Consider the following 14,899-nt stretch of genomic DNA (forward strand, 5'->3'; position numbering starts at 1 on the left):
GCTTCGGAGGGCGGTGCACGGGTACGAGATACGAGCACAGCGCAGGGAGCAGACGCAGCAGTGACCGTTCAGCAGGCGGCGGGTCCGGACCCGTATTTCCCGGCAAACGGCGATGCCCGCTACCGGGTGCACCGCTATGAGCTCGCGCTGGACTACCGTCCCGGCCCCAACCGTCTCTCCGGCACGGCCCGTATCAACGCCATAGCGGGCCGTGCGCCGCTGCCCGAATTCCAGCTGAACCTGGGCGACTTCAAGATCGGCCGGATCCGGGTGGACGGCCGCCAGCCGCACTACACGCACCGCGGCGGCCGACTCCGCGTCCGACCGGCGAAGCCGCTGCGGGCCGGTGCCGCGTTCACGGTGGAGGTCCACTGGTCGGGCAACCCCAAGCCGGTCGCCAGCCCCTGGGGCGGGCTCGGCTGGGAGGAGCTGACCGACGGCGCGCTGGTGGCGAGCCAGCCGATCGGGGCGCCGTCCTGGTACCCGTGCAACGACCGCCCCGCGGACAAGGCGTCGTACCAGATCTCGATCACCACGCCGTCGGCGTACGCGGTGGTGGCGGGCGGTCGCCTCCTCACCCGAACTACCAAGGCTTCGACGACCACTTGGGTGTACGAGCAGTCGGCGCCGACGTCGAGTTATCTGGTCGGGCTGTCGATCGGGAAGTACCAGACGGTGCTGCTGGGCGACCCGGGTCTGGGCGGTGTGCCGCAGCACGGGCACATCCCGTCGGACCTACTCCCGGAGTTCTCAAGGGACTTCGCGCGACAGCCCGCGATGATGGAGCTGTTCCAGGACCTGTTCGGGCCCTACCCCTTCGACGAGTACGCGGTCGTCGTGACGGAGGAGGAACTCGATGTCCCCGTCGAGGCACAGGGGTTGTCGCTGTTCGGCGCCAACCACGTTGACGGGGCCCGGGGTTCGGAACGGCTCGTCGCGCACGAACTCGCGCACCAGTGGTTCGGCAACAGTGTCTCCATCGCCGACTGGCGGCACATCTGGCTGAACGAGGGCTTCGCCAAGTACGCGGAGTGGCTGTGGTCCGAGCGCTCGGGCGGCCGTACGGCCCATCAACACGCCGCCGCCGCGCACCGGTTGCTCTCCACGCTCCCCCAGGACCTACGGCTCGCCGACCCCGGCCGCAAGTCGATGTTCGACGACCGCCTCTACGAACGCGGCGGGGTCACCGTCCACGCGGTGCGCTGCGCGCTGGGTGACATCGCGTTCTTCCGGATGCTGCGGGGCTGGGCGAGCCTGCATCGCAACGGGACGGTGACTACGGCTACGTTCACGTCTCACGCGTCCCGGTTCACGTCCGAGTCGTTGGACCAGCTTTTCGATGCGTGGGTGTACGGGACGCGGTTGCCGCCGATGCCTTCGGCCGAGACGGGGATCGCGGTCTGAGTTGTCAGCCCCGTTGCGGGTGGGGAACTGACGGAGTATCAAGTGCTTTCACGGGGGTGAGGTCATGGCAGCCGCATGGGCCCGAGGGCGCGCGGAGACGGGTGAATGGCTGGAGGTCTACGGGGAGACCGAGCCGCAATCCGTCCCGCTGGAGCAGATGTTCGCCACGGGATCGGACAGGGCGACCCCTTTCACGGGGTATCTCTACGTCTGGACGCTCGGGTACACGGAGCACGCGCCGGACGCGAAGGTCACGCTGCTGTTCCCCGCCATGGGCGGTTGGCGGGTGAAGGACGTCCAGGCCATCGTGTACCACCTGCCGCCGGTGGCGGACGAGCGGGCGTGGCGGACCACTCTGGCCAGGGATCTACGGGCGGCCGGCCCGGTACTGGAGACCGCCGGCAAGCTCACGGCCGACCTGGTCGGTTTCCCCGAACTCAACGCGATCACGTCCGCCGCGGCCCACTTGAGGGCACGCAGCGCGCCCCAGATGCCGGACGAGGAGTGGTACGTCAAGAGAGTGCACCGCAGCCTCGCCGGGATCCTGCACCAGGGAGTCGAGTGGACGCTCCCGGCGAACTTCGTGAAACAGATCGGGACCCGGGTCACCGGCGCCCTCCTCGTCCAGTTCGTCGGTGCGGCACCCGCGCACGAGGAGAGTGATCCTCCTGGCGGCGAGCCGTTGCCCCTCCTGGCCTGCGCGACTCTCACGCGCGACAAGGAGATGAGGCTGCCCGAGGACGCCTACGTCCGGCTGCCACTCCGCGTCACCCCCGAACGCCCGCGAACGTAGCCCCGGCACAATATGCCCATGACCCCACGCACCAACTGCCCCTGCGGCCTCCCCCAGCCCTACGAAGAGTGCTGCGGCCGCTACCACTCAGGCCCCGCCACCGCCCCCACCGCCGAGGCGCTGATGCGCTCGCGCTACACCGCCTTCGTGCGGCTGAACGCGCCCTATCTGCTGCGCAGTTGGCATCCTCGGACGCGCCCCGCCGACCCCCTCGATCTCGACCCGGGGATGCGGTGGACCGGGCTGGAGATCCTGGAGACGGGTGGCGGGACGGCGTTCCACTCGGCGGGGACCGTGACGTTCCGGGCGTCCTACAAGGGCGGCGCGATCCATGAGCGCAGCCGGTTCGAGCGGGTCGACGGGGCCTGGGTGTACCTCGACGGGGAGTTCATCGACGACTGAGCAGCTGCGGAGACCGAGGCTCTACGGCGCCAGGATGTCCAGTTCCTGAAGCGCCCCGACCGTGATCTCGCGGGTCAGGGTCTCCGCGCGGAGGGCGTCGCCCTCGCGGACCGCCTCCGCGACCTGGACGTGCAGGGTGACGGCGGCCGGGTCGGGGTCCTCGAACATGACCTCGTGGTGGGTGCGGCCGGCCAGGACCTCGGTGACGACGTCGCCGAGCCGGGCGAACATCTCATTGCCGGAGGCGGCCAGGATCACCCGGTGGAAGGCCACGTCGTGGACGAGGTAGGCCTCCAGTTTGTGGCCGCGGGAGTTGGCGACCATGCCGATCGCGCACTCGGTGAGTTCCGCGCACTGTTCCGCCGTGGCGAACTTGGCGGCCAGGCCGGCCGCGATCGGCTCGACCGCTGAGCGCAGCACCGTGAGTGAGCGCAGTTGCTGCGGGCGGTCGGCGCCGGCCAGGCGCCAGCGGATGACCTGCGGGTCGTAGACGTTCCACGCGGCCTTGGGCCGTACGGTGACGCCCACGCGGCGGCGGGACTCGACCAGGTGCATGGATTCGAGAACGCGGACCGCCTCGCGCATCACGGAGCGGGACACCTCGAAGTCCTTGGCGAGCTCGTCCGTGCGCAGGACACTGCCCGGCGGGTACTCGCCCGCGGTGATGGCGGGGCCGAGGGAGTCGAGTACACGGCCGTGCAAGCCGCGGCCCGGAGTGGTCATGCACTCAGCGTACGGTGCACATCACGGAACCAAAAAGTCAGACTTATATGTCACAGACTCTTGAATTCGTCGTACCTAATCGGTTTCAGTGGGATCGACATCAGGTGTCGACGGAGACAGTGAGGCAGCGATGCGTACCCCCCATGTCGTCGTGGTCATGGGCGTCGCGGGCACCGGGAAGACCACCATCGGTCCCCTGCTCGCGGCCCGGCTCGGCGTTCCGTACGCCGAGGGCGACGACTTCCACCCGCAGGCCAACATCGCCAAGATGTCGGCCGGCGTCCCGCTGACCGACGAGGACCGCTGGCCGTGGCTGGACGCCATCGGCGGCTGGGCACACGGGCGCGCGGGGCTCGGCGGCGTCGTCAGCAGCTCAGCGCTGAAGCGGTCGTACCGCGACCGGCTGCGGGCCGCCGCTCCCGGGGTCGTCTTCGTGCACCTCACCGGCGACCGCACCCTCATCGAGGACCGGATGGCGCACCGGCACGGGCACTTCATGCCGACCGCGCTGCTCGACTCGCAGTTCGCCACGCTCCAGCCGCTGGAGGCCGACGAGGCCGGAGTCGCCGTGGATGTCGGCGGCAGTCCGGAGCAGATCGCCGAGCGGGCGACGGCCGCGCTCGCACAGGTTCCCGAGCCGACCTCCTAGAACCGCCCGTCACTCCACGTTCCAGTACCGCCTGTCACCCCAACTCCCCGTATCCGCAAGGAATCCACCGTGACCAGACTCAGCGTCGAGATGCTGGCAGCGGACCCCGTCGAGCCCATCACCTCGGCCGGCCACGCTCAGCTGGGCATCGCCGTACTGGCGGGCATCGCCGTCATCGTCCTGCTCATCACCAAGTTCAAGATGCACGCCTTCCTGGCGCTGACCATCGGCTCGCTCGCGCTCGGCGCGTTCGCCGGGGCGCCGCTGGACAAGGCCATCACCAGCTTCACCACCGGGCTCGGCTCGACCGTCGCCGGTGTGGGCGTGCTGATCGCGCTGGGCGCGATCCTCGGCAAGCTGCTCTCCGACTCGGGCGGCGCCGACCAGATCGTCGACACGATCCTCGCGAAGGCCAGTCCCCGGTCGATGCCGTGGGCGATGGTCCTGATCGCCTCGGTGATCGGGCTGCCGCTGTTCTTCGAGGTCGGCATCGTGCTGCTGATCCCGGTCGTGCTGATGGTCGCCAAGCGCGGCAACTACTCGCTCATGCGGATCGGCATCCCGGCGCTCGCGGGCCTGTCGGTCATGCACGGCCTCATTCCGCCGCACCCCGGGCCGCTGGTCGCCGTCGACGCGCTCAAGGCCAACCTCGGTCTGACCCTCGCGCTCGGCGTGCTGGTCGCGATCCCGACCGTGATCATCGCGGGGCCGCTGTTCTCGAAGGTCGCCGCCCGCTGGGTGGACGTACAGGCTCCTGAGCGCATGATCCCCGCCCGACCCTCCGAGGACCTGGAGAACCGTCCCGGCTTCGGCGCGACCCTCGCCACGATCCTGCTGCCGGTCGTGCTGATGCTTTCCAAGGCGCTGGTCGACATCGTCGTGGACGACCCCGAGCACACCGTCCAACGCGTCTTCGACGTCATCGGCTCGCCGCTGATCGCGCTGCTCGCGGCCGTCATCGTCGGCATGTTCACGCTGGGCCGCCCGGCCGGCTTCACCAAAGAGCGGCTGTCCTCGACCGTCGAGAAAGGGCTGATGCCGATCGCGGGCATCCTCCTCATCGTCGGCGCGGGCGGCGGCTTCAAGCAGACGCTGATCGACTCCGGTGTCGGCCAGATGATCCTGGACATCTCCAAGGACTGGTCGATCCCGGCGCTGCTGCTGGCCTGGCTGATCGCGGTGGCGATCCGGCTGGCGACCGGTTCGGCGACGGTGGCCACCATCTCGGCGGCCGGTCTGGTCGCCCCGCTGGCCGCCGACATGTCGAGCGCCCACACCGCTCTGCTGGTGCTGGCGATCGGCGCGGGCTCGCTCTTCTTCAGCCATGTCAACGACGCCGGTTTCTGGCTGGTGAAGGAGTACTTCGGCCTGAGCGTCGGCCAGACCCTCAAGACCTGGTCCGTCATGGAGACGATCATCTCGGTCGTCGCCGGCGGACTGGTCCTCCTCCTCTCACTGATCATCTAGGGGTACGGGAATGAGTCATCCACTTTTCGACATCAGTGGCCGTACGGCCCTGGTCACCGGTTCCAGCCGGGGCATCGGACTCGCCCTGGCGCAGGGCCTGTTGGAGGCCGGCTGCACGGTCGTCCTGAACGGCCGGGACGGCGAACGCCTCACCAAGGCCGCCGCCGGACTGCCCGGCGAGGTCCACACGGCCGCCTTCGACGTGACCGACGGTCCGTCAGTAGCCGCCGGTATCGCGGACGTCGAGGACCGGGTCGGCCCGCTCGACATCCTGGTGAACAACGCGGGCATGCAACTGCGCGCCCCGCTCCTGGAGTTCACCGACTCCGACTGGCACCGCATCATCGACACCAACCTCACCAGCGCGTTCCTGGTCGGCCGTGAGACGGCCCGCCGGATGACGGAACGCGGGCACGGGAAGATCATCAACATCTGCTCGCTCCAGAGCGAGGTGGTCCGCCCCGGCATCGCGCCCTACGCGGCCACCAAGGGCGCCCTGAAGATGCTCACCAAGGGCATGTGCGCGGACTGGGGCCCGAGCGGCGTGCAGGTCAACGGTCTCGGCCCCGGCTACATCGAGACGGAACTGACCCAACCCCTGGTCCAGGACGAGGAGTTCAGCGCCTGGGTGCGCAAGCGGACCCCGGCCGGCCGCTGGGGCACCACGGACGACCTGGTCGGCGGGGTGCTGTTCCTGGCGTCGCCCGCCGCGGACTTCGTGAGCGGACAGATCCTTTACGTCGACGGCGGCATGACGAGCGTGCTGTAGAGAAAGAGAGTCCGGACATGCTGGGTTGTGTGATTCATGGTCAGGACGACCTGCGGGTCGACGAGTTGACGGTCCCGGAGCCCGGCCCCGGCCAGGCCCTGGTCGCCGTCCGCTACGGCGGCGTCTGCGGCTCCGACCTCCACTACTGGCGCCACGGCGGCGTCGGCGACTTCCGCCTCAAGGAACCGATGCTGCTCGGCCACGAAGTGGTCGGCACGGTCGTCTCCTACGGCCCCGGTGCCACAGGTCCCGTTCCTGGTACGGCGGTTGCGGTGCACCCGGCGACTCCGTGCGGGGTGTGCCCCGAGTGCGTGGACGGTCGCCGGAACGTGTGCCGGGACACCGCGTACCTGGGCAGCGCGGCCCGCTTCCCGCACGTACAGGGCGGATTCGCGGCCCAAGTCACCGTCCCCGCGGACCAGTTGAGGGCGATCCCGGCGGGCCTTGAGCTGCGCCGGGCCGCCCTCGCCGAGCCGCTCTCCGTCGCGCTGCACGCCGTACGACGGGCCGGGGACGTGACCGGACGCCATGTACTGGTCACCGGCGCGGGCCCGATCGGCTGCCTGGTCGTCGCGGCGGCGAAGGCGGCCGGCGCGGCCCGGGTGACGGTGACCGACCTGCTCCCGGCGGCACTTCGGTACGCCACGGCGGCCGGCGCCGACACCGTCGTACGGGCCGATGACCTGGACGACTCCGGGTGGCCGTCCGAGGTGGACGTCGCGATCGAGGCGTCCGGAGTGGCGGCCGGCCTCGACACCTGTCTGCGGCTCGTGCGGCGGGGCGGGGTGGTCGTGCAGCTCGGGATGCTGCCGCCGGGGCAGAGTCCCTTCGCGGGGAACCTGGTCGTCAGCCGGGAGATAGAGCTGCGGGGTGCTTTCCGCTTCGACGAGGAGTTCAACGACGCGCTCCAACTCCTTGCCGTGGAGCCCGCGTTCGACGCCCTGGTCAGTGCGGTGGTGCCGGTCCGGGACGCGGAGTCGGCGTTCGCCCTGGCGGCCGATCGGAGCCGGTCGTGCAAGGTACTGCTGGATTTCAGGGGCTGACCAGCGCGCCCCAAAGGGGTGCGGGGCTGTATCGATATGCGGCTCCGCCACGTGGGCGCGACCAGCCACGACGCCGCCGCAGACAAAAAACGGCCTCTCAGCGGAGCGCTACGGCTTCCAGAGCGGGTGTTCCCGCTTCGCCCACTCCCTGCTCACCGACCCCGTGCGCAAGCCCGCCCTCGCCTCCGGGTCGCCAAGGGCCATGCCGATGTGTCCGCCCAGCACGATGCCGATCGTCAGGGCGAGCCAGTCGTGGACGAAGGTCGCGCTGGTGCGCCACATGATCGGGGTGAGGTGGGTGAACCACATCATCAGGCCCGTGCCGAGCATGACCAGCGTGGCACCGGCGATCCAGTTGGCGTAGATCTTCTGGCCGGCGTTGAACTTGCCCGCGGGGCGCGCCGATCGGCGTTTGTCGCGCATCAGGGCGCCGCGCAGCCAGACCCGGTCGTGCGGGCCGAAACGGTTGAGGAAGCCGAGGTTGACGCGGAAGCCGCGGGAGAACAGGCCGAAGAGGACGGGGACGGGGAGGGCAATTCCGGCCAACTCGTGGATGCGGACGACGAGTTCACGGCGGCCGACGAGTTCGGCGAACTCCGGGATGTACAGGCAGGCCGCCGTGGCCACGCAGATGCCCATCAGCGCGGCCGTCGTCCGGTGCACCCAGCGTTCGGTGCCGCCGAAGCGGCGGACGCGGGCCGAGGGTTCCGTCTGCGGGGCGTGGGCTTCAGTTCGTAGGGGCATCGTCGCGTCCGTTCGACTTGCCGACCCAGGCGTCGACGTCGTAGCCCCGATCCTCCCAGTAGCCGGGCTTCACATGCTCGGTGACCGTGATGCCGGAGAGCCACTTGGCGGACTTGTAGAAGTACATGGGCGCGACGTAGAGGCGGACCGGGCCGCCGTGGTCGTGGCTCAGGGGCTTGTCCTGCATACGCAGCGCGACCAGGATGTCGGAGCGCCGGGCCTGGTCGAGGGTGAGGCTCTCCGTGTAGGCGCCGTCGAAGCAGGTGAAGCGCACCGCCCCGGCCTTGGCACGCACTCCCGCCGCGTCCAGGAGCCGGGACAGGCGCACCCCCTCGAAGGGGGTCCCGGGGACCCGCCAGCCGGTGACGCACTGGACGTCCTTGACCAGCCGGGTCTGCGGCAGCGCGCGCAGGTCGGCCAGCGTGTAGGACGTCGGCTTGTCGACCAGGCCGTCGATGGTCAGCCGGTAGTTCTCGGCGTTCTTGTTCGGCACGGACGCGGTGACCGAGTAGTAGCGGAAGCCGCCGCCGTTCGGGAGCAGTCCGGTCAGGCCGGTGGGGTCCTTGCCGGAGACGGCACCGAGGAAGCCGTCCATGGCGTTCTGGAGGGCGGGCGCGGTGACGACGCCGAGGGCGCCCAGGCCGAGGGTGCCCAGGAGGACCCGGCGGCCGAACGGCCGGCCTTCCGCTTTCTCGGCACCCTCGGGCTCGGGCTCGGGTTGTTCAGGTTTCACGCAGTCATTCGAACACCCGCGACCCCGGCGGGGCCAGGGATAGCGGGTGCCCGTCAGACTTCCGTAACCACTTCTTACGTGCTTCTCAGAGAACCGCCCGAAGACTTCTCGGAGAACCGCTCGAAGAACGGGGACGCGCTACGACGCCTCGCCCGCCGCCTTCTCCAGCTGGAACGCCTCGTTGCCGAGCCCGATCCGGGCGTGCGCCTCGGGGTTGCGGGAGCGCAGGAGCAGGCCCTGGGCCAGGCCGACGAGCAGGGCCAGGACGATGATGCCGGGCAGGATCCAGCTCAGGGAGGAGCCGGGGCCCGCGCCGACCAGGACGTCGAAGTCCTTGACCGTGTAGACGGCGATGACGACGAGGGCGATGCCGGACAGCGCGGAGGTGACCAGCCGCCAGGCCTGGGCGCGGGCGGAGCCGCGGCGGGCGAAGAAGACGATCACCGAGAGGGAGGCGGTGGCCATCAGCAGGATCACGCCGAGGGCGCCGATGTTGCCGAACCAGGTGAACAGGTGCAGGACGGGTTCGGTGGGGTCGCCGGTGGGCTTGTCGTCGGCGATCGCGAAGGCGATCACGATCACGGCGGACACGGCGGTCTGGAGCAGCGAACCGGTGGCCGGGGCGCCGCTCGCGCTCGTCGTACGGCCGAAGGCGGACGGCAGCAGGCCCTCGCGGCCCATGGCGAAGGCGTAGCGGGCGACGACGTTGTGGAAGCTGAGCATGGCCGCGAACATGCCGGTGACGAACAGGATGTGGAGCACGTCGGTGAAGGTGCCGCCGAGGCGGGAATCGGTGAGGTAGAAGAGCAGTCCGGCGCTCTGCTTCTGGGAGACGCCGATGATCTGGGAGGGCCCCGTCGCGACGGTGAGCGCCCAGCAGGTGAGCGCGAAGAACACGGCGACGCCGCTGACCGCGAGGAACATCACGCGCGGCACCAGGATGTGCGGGCGGCTGGTCTCCTCGGCGTACACCGGGGCCTGTTCGAAGCCGAGGAACGCGGCGATGCAGAAGCACAGGGCGGTGCCGACGCCGGCGCCGCTGAGGGTGTCCGGGTTGAAGGCGTGCAGGGACAGGCCCTCCTTGGCGGGGTCGCCGACGGCCGCGATGTCGAAGATGACGACGAGCGCGACCTCGATGATCAGCAGGACGCCGAGTACGCGCGCGTTGACGTCGATCTTCAGCCAGCCGAGCGCGCCGACGGCGAGCACGGCCACCAACGCCGGTATCCACCAGGCGACTTGGAGGTCGGCGTAGGTGGAGAACAGTCCGGAGACCTCGAAGCCGAAGATGCCGTAGATGCCGACCTGGAGGGCGTTGTACGCGACGAGCGCCACCAGGGCCGCACTCGCGCCCGCGGTGCCGCCGAGGCCGCGGGAGATGTACGCGTAGAAGGCGCCCGCGTTGTGGACGTGCCGGCTCATCTCGGCGTAGCCGACGCTGAAGAGGACCAGGACGACGCCGAGAAGGACGAAGAGGAGCGGCTGTCCTTCGATGCCCATCACCGCGAATGTGGTGGGCATGACACCCGCGACCACCATGAGGGGCGCGGTCGCCGCGAGCACGGAGAGCAGCAGGCCCCCGGTGCCGAGACGGTCGGCGCGCAGGGCGCGCTCCTGCCCCCTGAACGTGCTGATACCGCTACTGGTGCCGCCACCGTCCGAGGTGGCGCTGCTCGTGCTGGAACTGCCCGTCGTCATGGCGGGGAACGTCCTTTCGGGGTCGCTACGGGGGCGTTGCTACGGTCGCGTTACTTCGCTACGGCAGCGTTGCTACGGGTGCGTTTCATCGCTGCCGAATCGTTGGTACGGGGGCGTTACGACGTCCCGAGCGCGCAGTCGCGTGCGGCACGGAAGGCGGTGAGCGGGTCGCGGTCCGGGTAGGACCACGGGGCCGGGGTCGGGTGTTCCCCGATGCGGTGGAACAGGGCGGCGGCCTCGGCGCCGCGCCCCTCGCAGGACTTGGCGTGGGCGAGGAAGTTGAGGTCGACCAGTCGGCGCGGATGCCCTTCGTGCTCCCACTCCAGCCACCAGTCGAAGGCGGCCTTCATCACCTGCCGGGCCCGGCGTCCGGTCCAGTGCCCGGAGGCGGCCGGGTCGGCGGGTTCCAGACCGGCGGCGGCCAGTACGCGGTAGCGCTCGGCGTGCGCGACGACCGGCAGGATCGCGAGCGGGGAGTCGGCGGGAGCCTGTTCGGCGGCCCAGTAGGCGAAGTCGTAGACCTCGTGCAGCGGGTCGACGCCCGCGGCCGCACGGCGCTCCGCGAGCCGGGCCACCATCAGATGGTGGGCGTGGTGATGGTCGGCGTACCGATGGCGGACCTCGTCGAAGAGCTGGACGACACCCTCATCCGTACCGAGGGTGTGCTCCAGAAGGAGCAGTCCGAGCCACGGCGTCGGATCGTCGGGCAGCCGGGCAGCCGCAGTACGGCAGGCCTCGCGGGCGCGGACCGGCTTCTCCTTGCCCGCGAGCACACGGTGCACCAGGGCCACGGCGAGCAGGACGGAGGCGTCGGCGGACTCGGGTTCGGCGAGCAGCCAGTCGCGGGCCCAGGCGGCGGTGGAGGACTCCAGGGCGAGGACGGTGACCCGGTGGGCGCGCAGGTCCCAGTCGTCGCCCGTCTGGGCGAGCAGTCCGCGCGCCACCTGCCAGCGCCCCTGGGCCAACGCGGCCCGTGCGGCGACGAGTTGATCGTCGTCGAGCGCGGCGTCGAAAGCCTGGGACGCACGCTTGTGGCGGCGTCCGAGGGGTGGCGGGGGTGGGGACACCCGGGTATTCCTCACGTTCTTGACGCGACGCAGCGGGACATCGGCATGCCATCGGCCGATCACGCACAGCAAACCTTCCACCAATCCTTCACGTCAAGTGCTGTACTGCCGTTACACCTGTCAACTTCCGTTGCGCGTGCGGCACTTGTGGCTGAAGTGGCTGAATCCGCCCCCTGGGGAGCAGTACGCTCGCCGACGTTCGCGGGTCACCGATGTGGCGTAGGCCATGGCGCTCGGGCGCGCGGCGGCGGACCATGGCAGCACGGTCCCGCCGCAGCCTCCGATCGTGCCCACGGTCGTCAGAGCATCGTGACCGGAGCAACCGCCCGCTTCCGGGTACTCCCAGGGGCAAGCCGGGCCCTGGGGCGCTACAGTCGCCCAAACGCATCCCGTAGCCCGGCCTGACGATCGAGGTACGCGCGTGTCCCTTCTGGTTCTGATGCTCTCCGTGAGCGCGGCCTGTTGCCTCGGCTTCGGGTTCGTGCTCCAGCAGAACGTGGCCCAGCAGGCACCCCTGAGCGACTTCCTCTCCCCCAGGCTGCTCCTCGACCTGATGCGGGTACCACGCTGGTTGGGCGGCATCGGCCTGATGATCGCGGGCATGGTGCTCGGCGCGATAGCACTCAGCAAGGGCGAGGTCTCCCTCGTGGAACCCCTCCTCGCGACGAACCTCCTCTTCGCCCTGACCCTCTCCCGCAAGCAGACCCGACAGCCCCTGGGCCGCCAGGGCTGGGCGGGCCTCGCGCTCCTGGCGGGCGGCGTCACGACCTTCATCGTCGCGGGCGAACCACGCAGCGGCACAGCCGTCACCGACCCGTTCCGCCACTGGCTGATCATCGGCGTCATGGTGGGCCTCGCCCTCCTCCTCACGACGTACGCCAAACGCTCCCGCCTCAGCTCGGCCCCGGTCCTCCTGGCCCTGGCGGCCGGCCTCCTCTACGGCGTCCAGGACGCGCTCACCCGGGTCAGCGGCCAACGCTTCACCGAGGGCGGCCTCACCGAACTCCTCACGGGCTGGCAGCCGTACGGCGTACTCGCACTCGGCGTGACCGGCCTGGTCCTCGTACAGAGCGCGTTCGAAACAGCTCCCCTGCGCATGTCCCTGCCGGCCCTCACCGCGGCCCAGCCCCTCGCCGGGATCATCTGCGGAGTGGGCTTCCTGGGCGACCGCCTGCGCGCCGACACGGGAGCGCTGGCCTGGGAGGCGGTGGGCCTCGCCGGAATCGTCGTAGGCATCCTGCTCCTGGGCATGCACCCCGCGATGCCCCGCGGCACGACAAAGCCAAAACCGGCACCGGCCCTACAGCCGCACTGACCACCACACCACACCGCGCCACACCCCCTGTTTGATGGGGGCATGAACCCAGCTGACGAAATCCTCGACATAGTCGACGAACACGACCAGGTCATCGGCCAGTCCCCACGAGGCGAGGCCTACGCACAGGGCCTCCGCCACCGCGCGGTCTTCATCCAGGCCCGAGACGCACACGGCCACGTCTTCGTCCACCGCCGCACCCCCACCAAACTCGTCTTCCCCTCCCTCTACGACATGTTCGTCGGCGGAGTGGTGGGCGCGGGCGAGTCCTACGACGAGGCGGCCCTGCGCGAGGCGGAGGAGGAACTGGGCGTCGAGGGCCTCCCCCACCCCACCCCCCTCTTCAAGTTCCTGTACGACGACGGTGCCGGGCAGACCTGGTGGTCGGCGGTGTACGAGGTCCACTGCGAGCTGCCGGTCAGCCCACAGGTCGAGGAGGTCGCCTGGCACGACTTCCTGGAGGAGAAGGAGATCGAACAACGGCTGAACGACTGGGAGTGGGTACCGGACGGCATGACGGCCTACGCCCGCCTCAAGGAGCACCGGAAAGACCAGACAGAAACGGCCGGATAGGGTCCTGCCCGTGATCGATTTTGCACGGAACGTCCGGCTGTGGTTCGAGCCCCACCACATCAGCGACGAGGGCACGACACCCGACTACCGATTCTCGCTGGCCAACGAGCGCACCTTCCTGGCCTGGCTGCGCACCGCGCTCGCGCTGATCGGCGGGGGCTTCGCGGTGGACCAGTTCCTGCCACACCTGCGCTGGGCCTGGCGGGTCGGGCTGGCTCTGGCGCTCCTGGCGGCGGGCGTCCTGTGCTCCCTCCGCGCGGTCAACCACTGGGTGCGCTGCGAACGGGCGATGCGCCGGGGCGAGGACCTGCCGGTGTCCCGCTTCCCGGCACTGCTGAGCATCGCCGTGGCGATCGTGGCCGTGGCGATGGTCGTCGTAGTCCTGGCGGGCTGGGCCGGATGACCCGCCCCCCGGCCCCGGACCGCGACCCGGGCCTCCAGCCCGAACGCACCCGACTGGCCTGGCGCCGTACGACCCTGTCGAGCACGGTGGCCGCCGTCCTGGCCGCGAAGGCAGCACTGCACGGCGGCATCCGGGCCGAGGGCGTCATCATCTGCGCCCTGTGCTGCGCACTCTGGCTGGCCTTCCTGACCGTGGCCCACCACCGCATCAACACCCTCGCGGCAGGCGGAACACCCCCACCCCTGACCCCACGGCACGCCACCACGGCAGTGCTGTGCACGGTGGCCGTAGCGGCGTGCGCGGCGGTGCTCGTGTACTGAGGACCAGATCCGGAACCGTACGAGCCGGAACCCGGAATGGACCACAGGCCCGCAGCCGCCGACGAAACGGGAGCGGGTCGTGGCGGTACGGCGCAGCCCGCCGCGTACCCGGCACCAACCCGTCCAACTCTGACAACACCAGAGGGGCCCGACCAGCGGCGGGCTCGCCGTACCGCCACGACCCCGACCCACCCACACACCCACGCGGGCCCACCCACACACCTGCACGACGCCCACCCACCACCCCCCGCGGGCGAAACGCACCCCGGATCACCCGATATGGGCGATTCCCGTGGCAGCCTGTCCGTCGTCACAGTCACAGCCCGCACTTCCGAAGGTGAGCACCATGACCACCCTTCACCTGGAGCACTCCGCCCACACCCACGCGCACGGCCCGGACTGCGGCCACGCCACGGTGCCGCACGGGGACCACGTCGACTACGCGCACGACGGCCACCTGCACCGCGAGCACGGCGGCCACTGGGACGAGTGCGAGCCCGGCGGCCACATCGCCCACCAGGAGCACACACACCAGCACGGCCAGGACTGCGGACACGAGAGCGTCCTGCACGGCGACCACGTCGACTACGTGCACGACGGCCACCGCCACGCCCAGCACGACGGCCACTGGGACGACCACTGAGCCAACACCCGTGGCCCGCAACGGCCCGGAACCACCGACCCACACAGCTCCCCGTCGCCCGGCGCGGGGAGCTGTCGGCATATCGTGGCCCCGGTCACGTTTCACTCACCCACTGGACGACATACCGACCGGTCGGCATGATGGGTGGAGACC

General features: G+C 70.2%; 17 protein-coding genes. 12 read left to right on the forward strand and 5 right to left on the reverse strand.

Going from position 1 to position 14,899, the window contains the following annotated elements; genetic code table 11:
• Positions 1-60: 60 nt before the first annotated feature.
• From OG588_RS09840 to OG588_RS09850, 3 genes are all read left to right on the forward strand, one after another.
• On the forward strand, positions 61-1,404 hold the full coding sequence (locus OG588_RS09840) for a M1 family metallopeptidase (RefSeq protein WP_405946942.1): 1,344 nt from the start codon (positions 61-63) through the stop codon (positions 1,402-1,404).
• A 64-nt stretch (positions 1,405-1,468) separates the two neighbouring features.
• Positions 1,469-2,197: a hypothetical protein gene (locus tag OG588_RS09845; protein WP_405946943.1), complete on the forward strand. Its 729-nt coding sequence runs from the start codon at positions 1,469-1,471 to the stop codon at positions 2,195-2,197.
• Positions 2,198-2,215: 18 nt separating this feature from the next.
• Positions 2,216-2,599, forward strand: a complete 384-nt coding sequence (locus OG588_RS09850; RefSeq protein WP_405946944.1) for a YchJ family protein — start codon at positions 2,216-2,218, stop codon at positions 2,597-2,599.
• Between the two features lie 21 nt (positions 2,600-2,620).
• On the opposite strand, the gene OG588_RS09855 is transcribed toward OG588_RS09850, so the two are convergent.
• Positions 2,621-3,322, reverse strand: coding sequence for a FadR/GntR family transcriptional regulator (locus OG588_RS09855; protein ID WP_019059159.1), 702 nt, complete (start codon positions 3,320-3,322; stop codon positions 2,621-2,623).
• Between the two features lie 130 nt (positions 3,323-3,452).
• On the opposite strand from OG588_RS09855, the gene OG588_RS09860 reads away from it, so the two are divergent.
• From OG588_RS09860 to OG588_RS09875, 4 genes are all read left to right on the forward strand, one after another.
• On the forward strand, positions 3,453-3,971 hold the full coding sequence (locus tag OG588_RS09860) for a gluconokinase (protein ID WP_405946945.1): 519 nt from the start codon (positions 3,453-3,455) through the stop codon (positions 3,969-3,971).
• A 69-nt stretch (positions 3,972-4,040) separates the two neighbouring features.
• Entirely contained in the window at positions 4,041-5,438 is a 1,398-nt protein-coding gene (locus OG588_RS09865) for a gluconate:H+ symporter (protein WP_405946946.1), read from the forward strand.
• Between the two features lie 10 nt (positions 5,439-5,448).
• Complete coding sequence (locus OG588_RS09870) at positions 5,449-6,207, forward strand: SDR family oxidoreductase (RefSeq protein WP_360078991.1); 759 nt, start codon at positions 5,449-5,451, stop codon at positions 6,205-6,207.
• A 17-nt stretch (positions 6,208-6,224) separates the two neighbouring features.
• Complete coding sequence (locus tag OG588_RS09875; protein ID WP_405946947.1) at positions 6,225-7,250, forward strand: L-idonate 5-dehydrogenase; 1,026 nt, start codon at positions 6,225-6,227, stop codon at positions 7,248-7,250.
• 108 nt (positions 7,251-7,358) lie between these two features.
• Here OG588_RS09875 and OG588_RS09880 read toward each other — a convergent pair whose 3' ends face one another.
• The 4 genes from OG588_RS09880 to OG588_RS09895 all read right to left on the reverse strand — a co-directional run bounded on the left by OG588_RS09880 (position 7,359) and on the right by OG588_RS09895 (position 11,492).
• Entirely contained in the window at positions 7,359-7,994 is a 636-nt protein-coding gene (locus OG588_RS09880) for a cytochrome b/b6 domain-containing protein (RefSeq protein WP_405946948.1), read from the reverse strand.
• On the reverse strand, positions 7,978-8,727 hold the full coding sequence (locus OG588_RS09885; protein ID WP_405946949.1) for a molybdopterin-dependent oxidoreductase: 750 nt from the start codon (positions 8,725-8,727) through the stop codon (positions 7,978-7,980). The genes OG588_RS09880 and OG588_RS09885 overlap by 17 nt, the downstream gene beginning before the upstream one ends.
• 138 nt (positions 8,728-8,865) lie before the next feature.
• Positions 8,866-10,425 carry an APC family permease gene (locus tag OG588_RS09890; RefSeq protein ID WP_405946950.1) on the reverse strand — a complete coding sequence of 520 codons (1,560 nt, stop codon included), beginning with the start codon at positions 10,423-10,425 and terminating at the stop codon, positions 8,866-8,868.
• 116 nt (positions 10,426-10,541) lie between these two features.
• Positions 10,542-11,492: a hypothetical protein gene (locus tag OG588_RS09895; RefSeq protein ID WP_405946951.1), complete on the reverse strand. Its 951-nt coding sequence runs from the start codon at positions 11,490-11,492 to the stop codon at positions 10,542-10,544.
• Positions 11,493-11,913: 421 nt separating this feature from the next.
• Between OG588_RS09895 and OG588_RS09900 the strand changes: the two genes are divergently transcribed.
• From OG588_RS09900 to OG588_RS09920, 5 genes are all read left to right on the forward strand, one after another.
• On the forward strand, positions 11,914-12,807 hold the full coding sequence (locus tag OG588_RS09900) for a DMT family transporter (protein ID WP_405946952.1): 894 nt from the start codon (positions 11,914-11,916) through the stop codon (positions 12,805-12,807).
• Positions 12,808-12,849: 42 nt separating this feature from the next.
• The gene (locus OG588_RS09905; protein ID WP_405946953.1) at positions 12,850-13,380 is read left to right on the forward strand and encodes an NUDIX hydrolase; all 531 of its coding nucleotides are present in this window, start codon (positions 12,850-12,852) and stop codon (positions 13,378-13,380) included.
• 10 nt (positions 13,381-13,390) lie between these two features.
• Positions 13,391-13,783, forward strand: coding sequence for a YidH family protein (locus OG588_RS09910; protein ID WP_398853092.1), 393 nt, complete (start codon positions 13,391-13,393; stop codon positions 13,781-13,783).
• Positions 13,780-14,103, forward strand: a complete 324-nt coding sequence (locus OG588_RS09915; protein ID WP_405946954.1) for a DUF202 domain-containing protein — start codon at positions 13,780-13,782, stop codon at positions 14,101-14,103. The genes OG588_RS09910 and OG588_RS09915 overlap by 4 nt, the downstream gene beginning before the upstream one ends.
• A gap of 346 nt (positions 14,104-14,449) precedes the next feature.
• Entirely contained in the window at positions 14,450-14,746 is a 297-nt protein-coding gene (locus OG588_RS09920) for a hypothetical protein (RefSeq protein WP_405946955.1), read from the forward strand.
• The last annotated feature ends 153 nt before the right edge of the window (positions 14,747-14,899 follow it).

It is taken from the genome of Streptomyces prunicolor (genome assembly GCF_045162825.1).
In the GTDB taxonomy this organism is placed as follows: Bacteria; Actinomycetota; Actinomycetes; order Streptomycetales; family Streptomycetaceae; genus Streptomyces; species Streptomyces prunicolor.

Bases quoted from the DNA above. Each gene is read 5' to 3' on its own strand.
- OG588_RS09875 (WP_405946947.1), top strand. From the start codon at position 6,225: ATGCTGGGTTGTGTGATTCATGGTCAGGACGACCTGCGGGTCGACGAG.
- OG588_RS09905 (WP_405946953.1), top strand. From the start codon at position 12,850: ATGAACCCAGCTGACGAAATCCTCGACATAGTCGACGAACACGACCAG.
- OG588_RS09920 (WP_405946955.1), top strand. From the start codon at position 14,450: ATGACCACCCTTCACCTGGAGCACTCCGCCCACACCCACGCGCACGGC.
- OG588_RS09915 (WP_405946954.1), top strand. From the start codon at position 13,780: ATGACCCGCCCCCCGGCCCCGGACCGCGACCCGGGCCTCCAGCCCGAA.
- OG588_RS09890 (WP_405946950.1), bottom strand. From the start codon at position 10,425: ATGACGACGGGCAGTTCCAGCACGAGCAGCGCCACCTCGGACGGTGGC.
- OG588_RS09870 (WP_360078991.1), top strand. From the start codon at position 5,449: ATGAGTCATCCACTTTTCGACATCAGTGGCCGTACGGCCCTGGTCACC.
- OG588_RS09880 (WP_405946948.1), bottom strand. From the start codon at position 7,994: ATGCCCCTACGAACTGAAGCCCACGCCCCGCAGACGGAACCCTCGGCC.
- OG588_RS09845 (WP_405946943.1), top strand. From the start codon at position 1,469: ATGGCAGCCGCATGGGCCCGAGGGCGCGCGGAGACGGGTGAATGGCTG.
- OG588_RS09860 (WP_405946945.1), top strand. From the start codon at position 3,453: ATGCGTACCCCCCATGTCGTCGTGGTCATGGGCGTCGCGGGCACCGGG.
- OG588_RS09850 (WP_405946944.1), top strand. From the start codon at position 2,216: ATGACCCCACGCACCAACTGCCCCTGCGGCCTCCCCCAGCCCTACGAA.
- OG588_RS09855 (WP_019059159.1), bottom strand. From the start codon at position 3,322: ATGACCACTCCGGGCCGCGGCTTGCACGGCCGTGTACTCGACTCCCTC.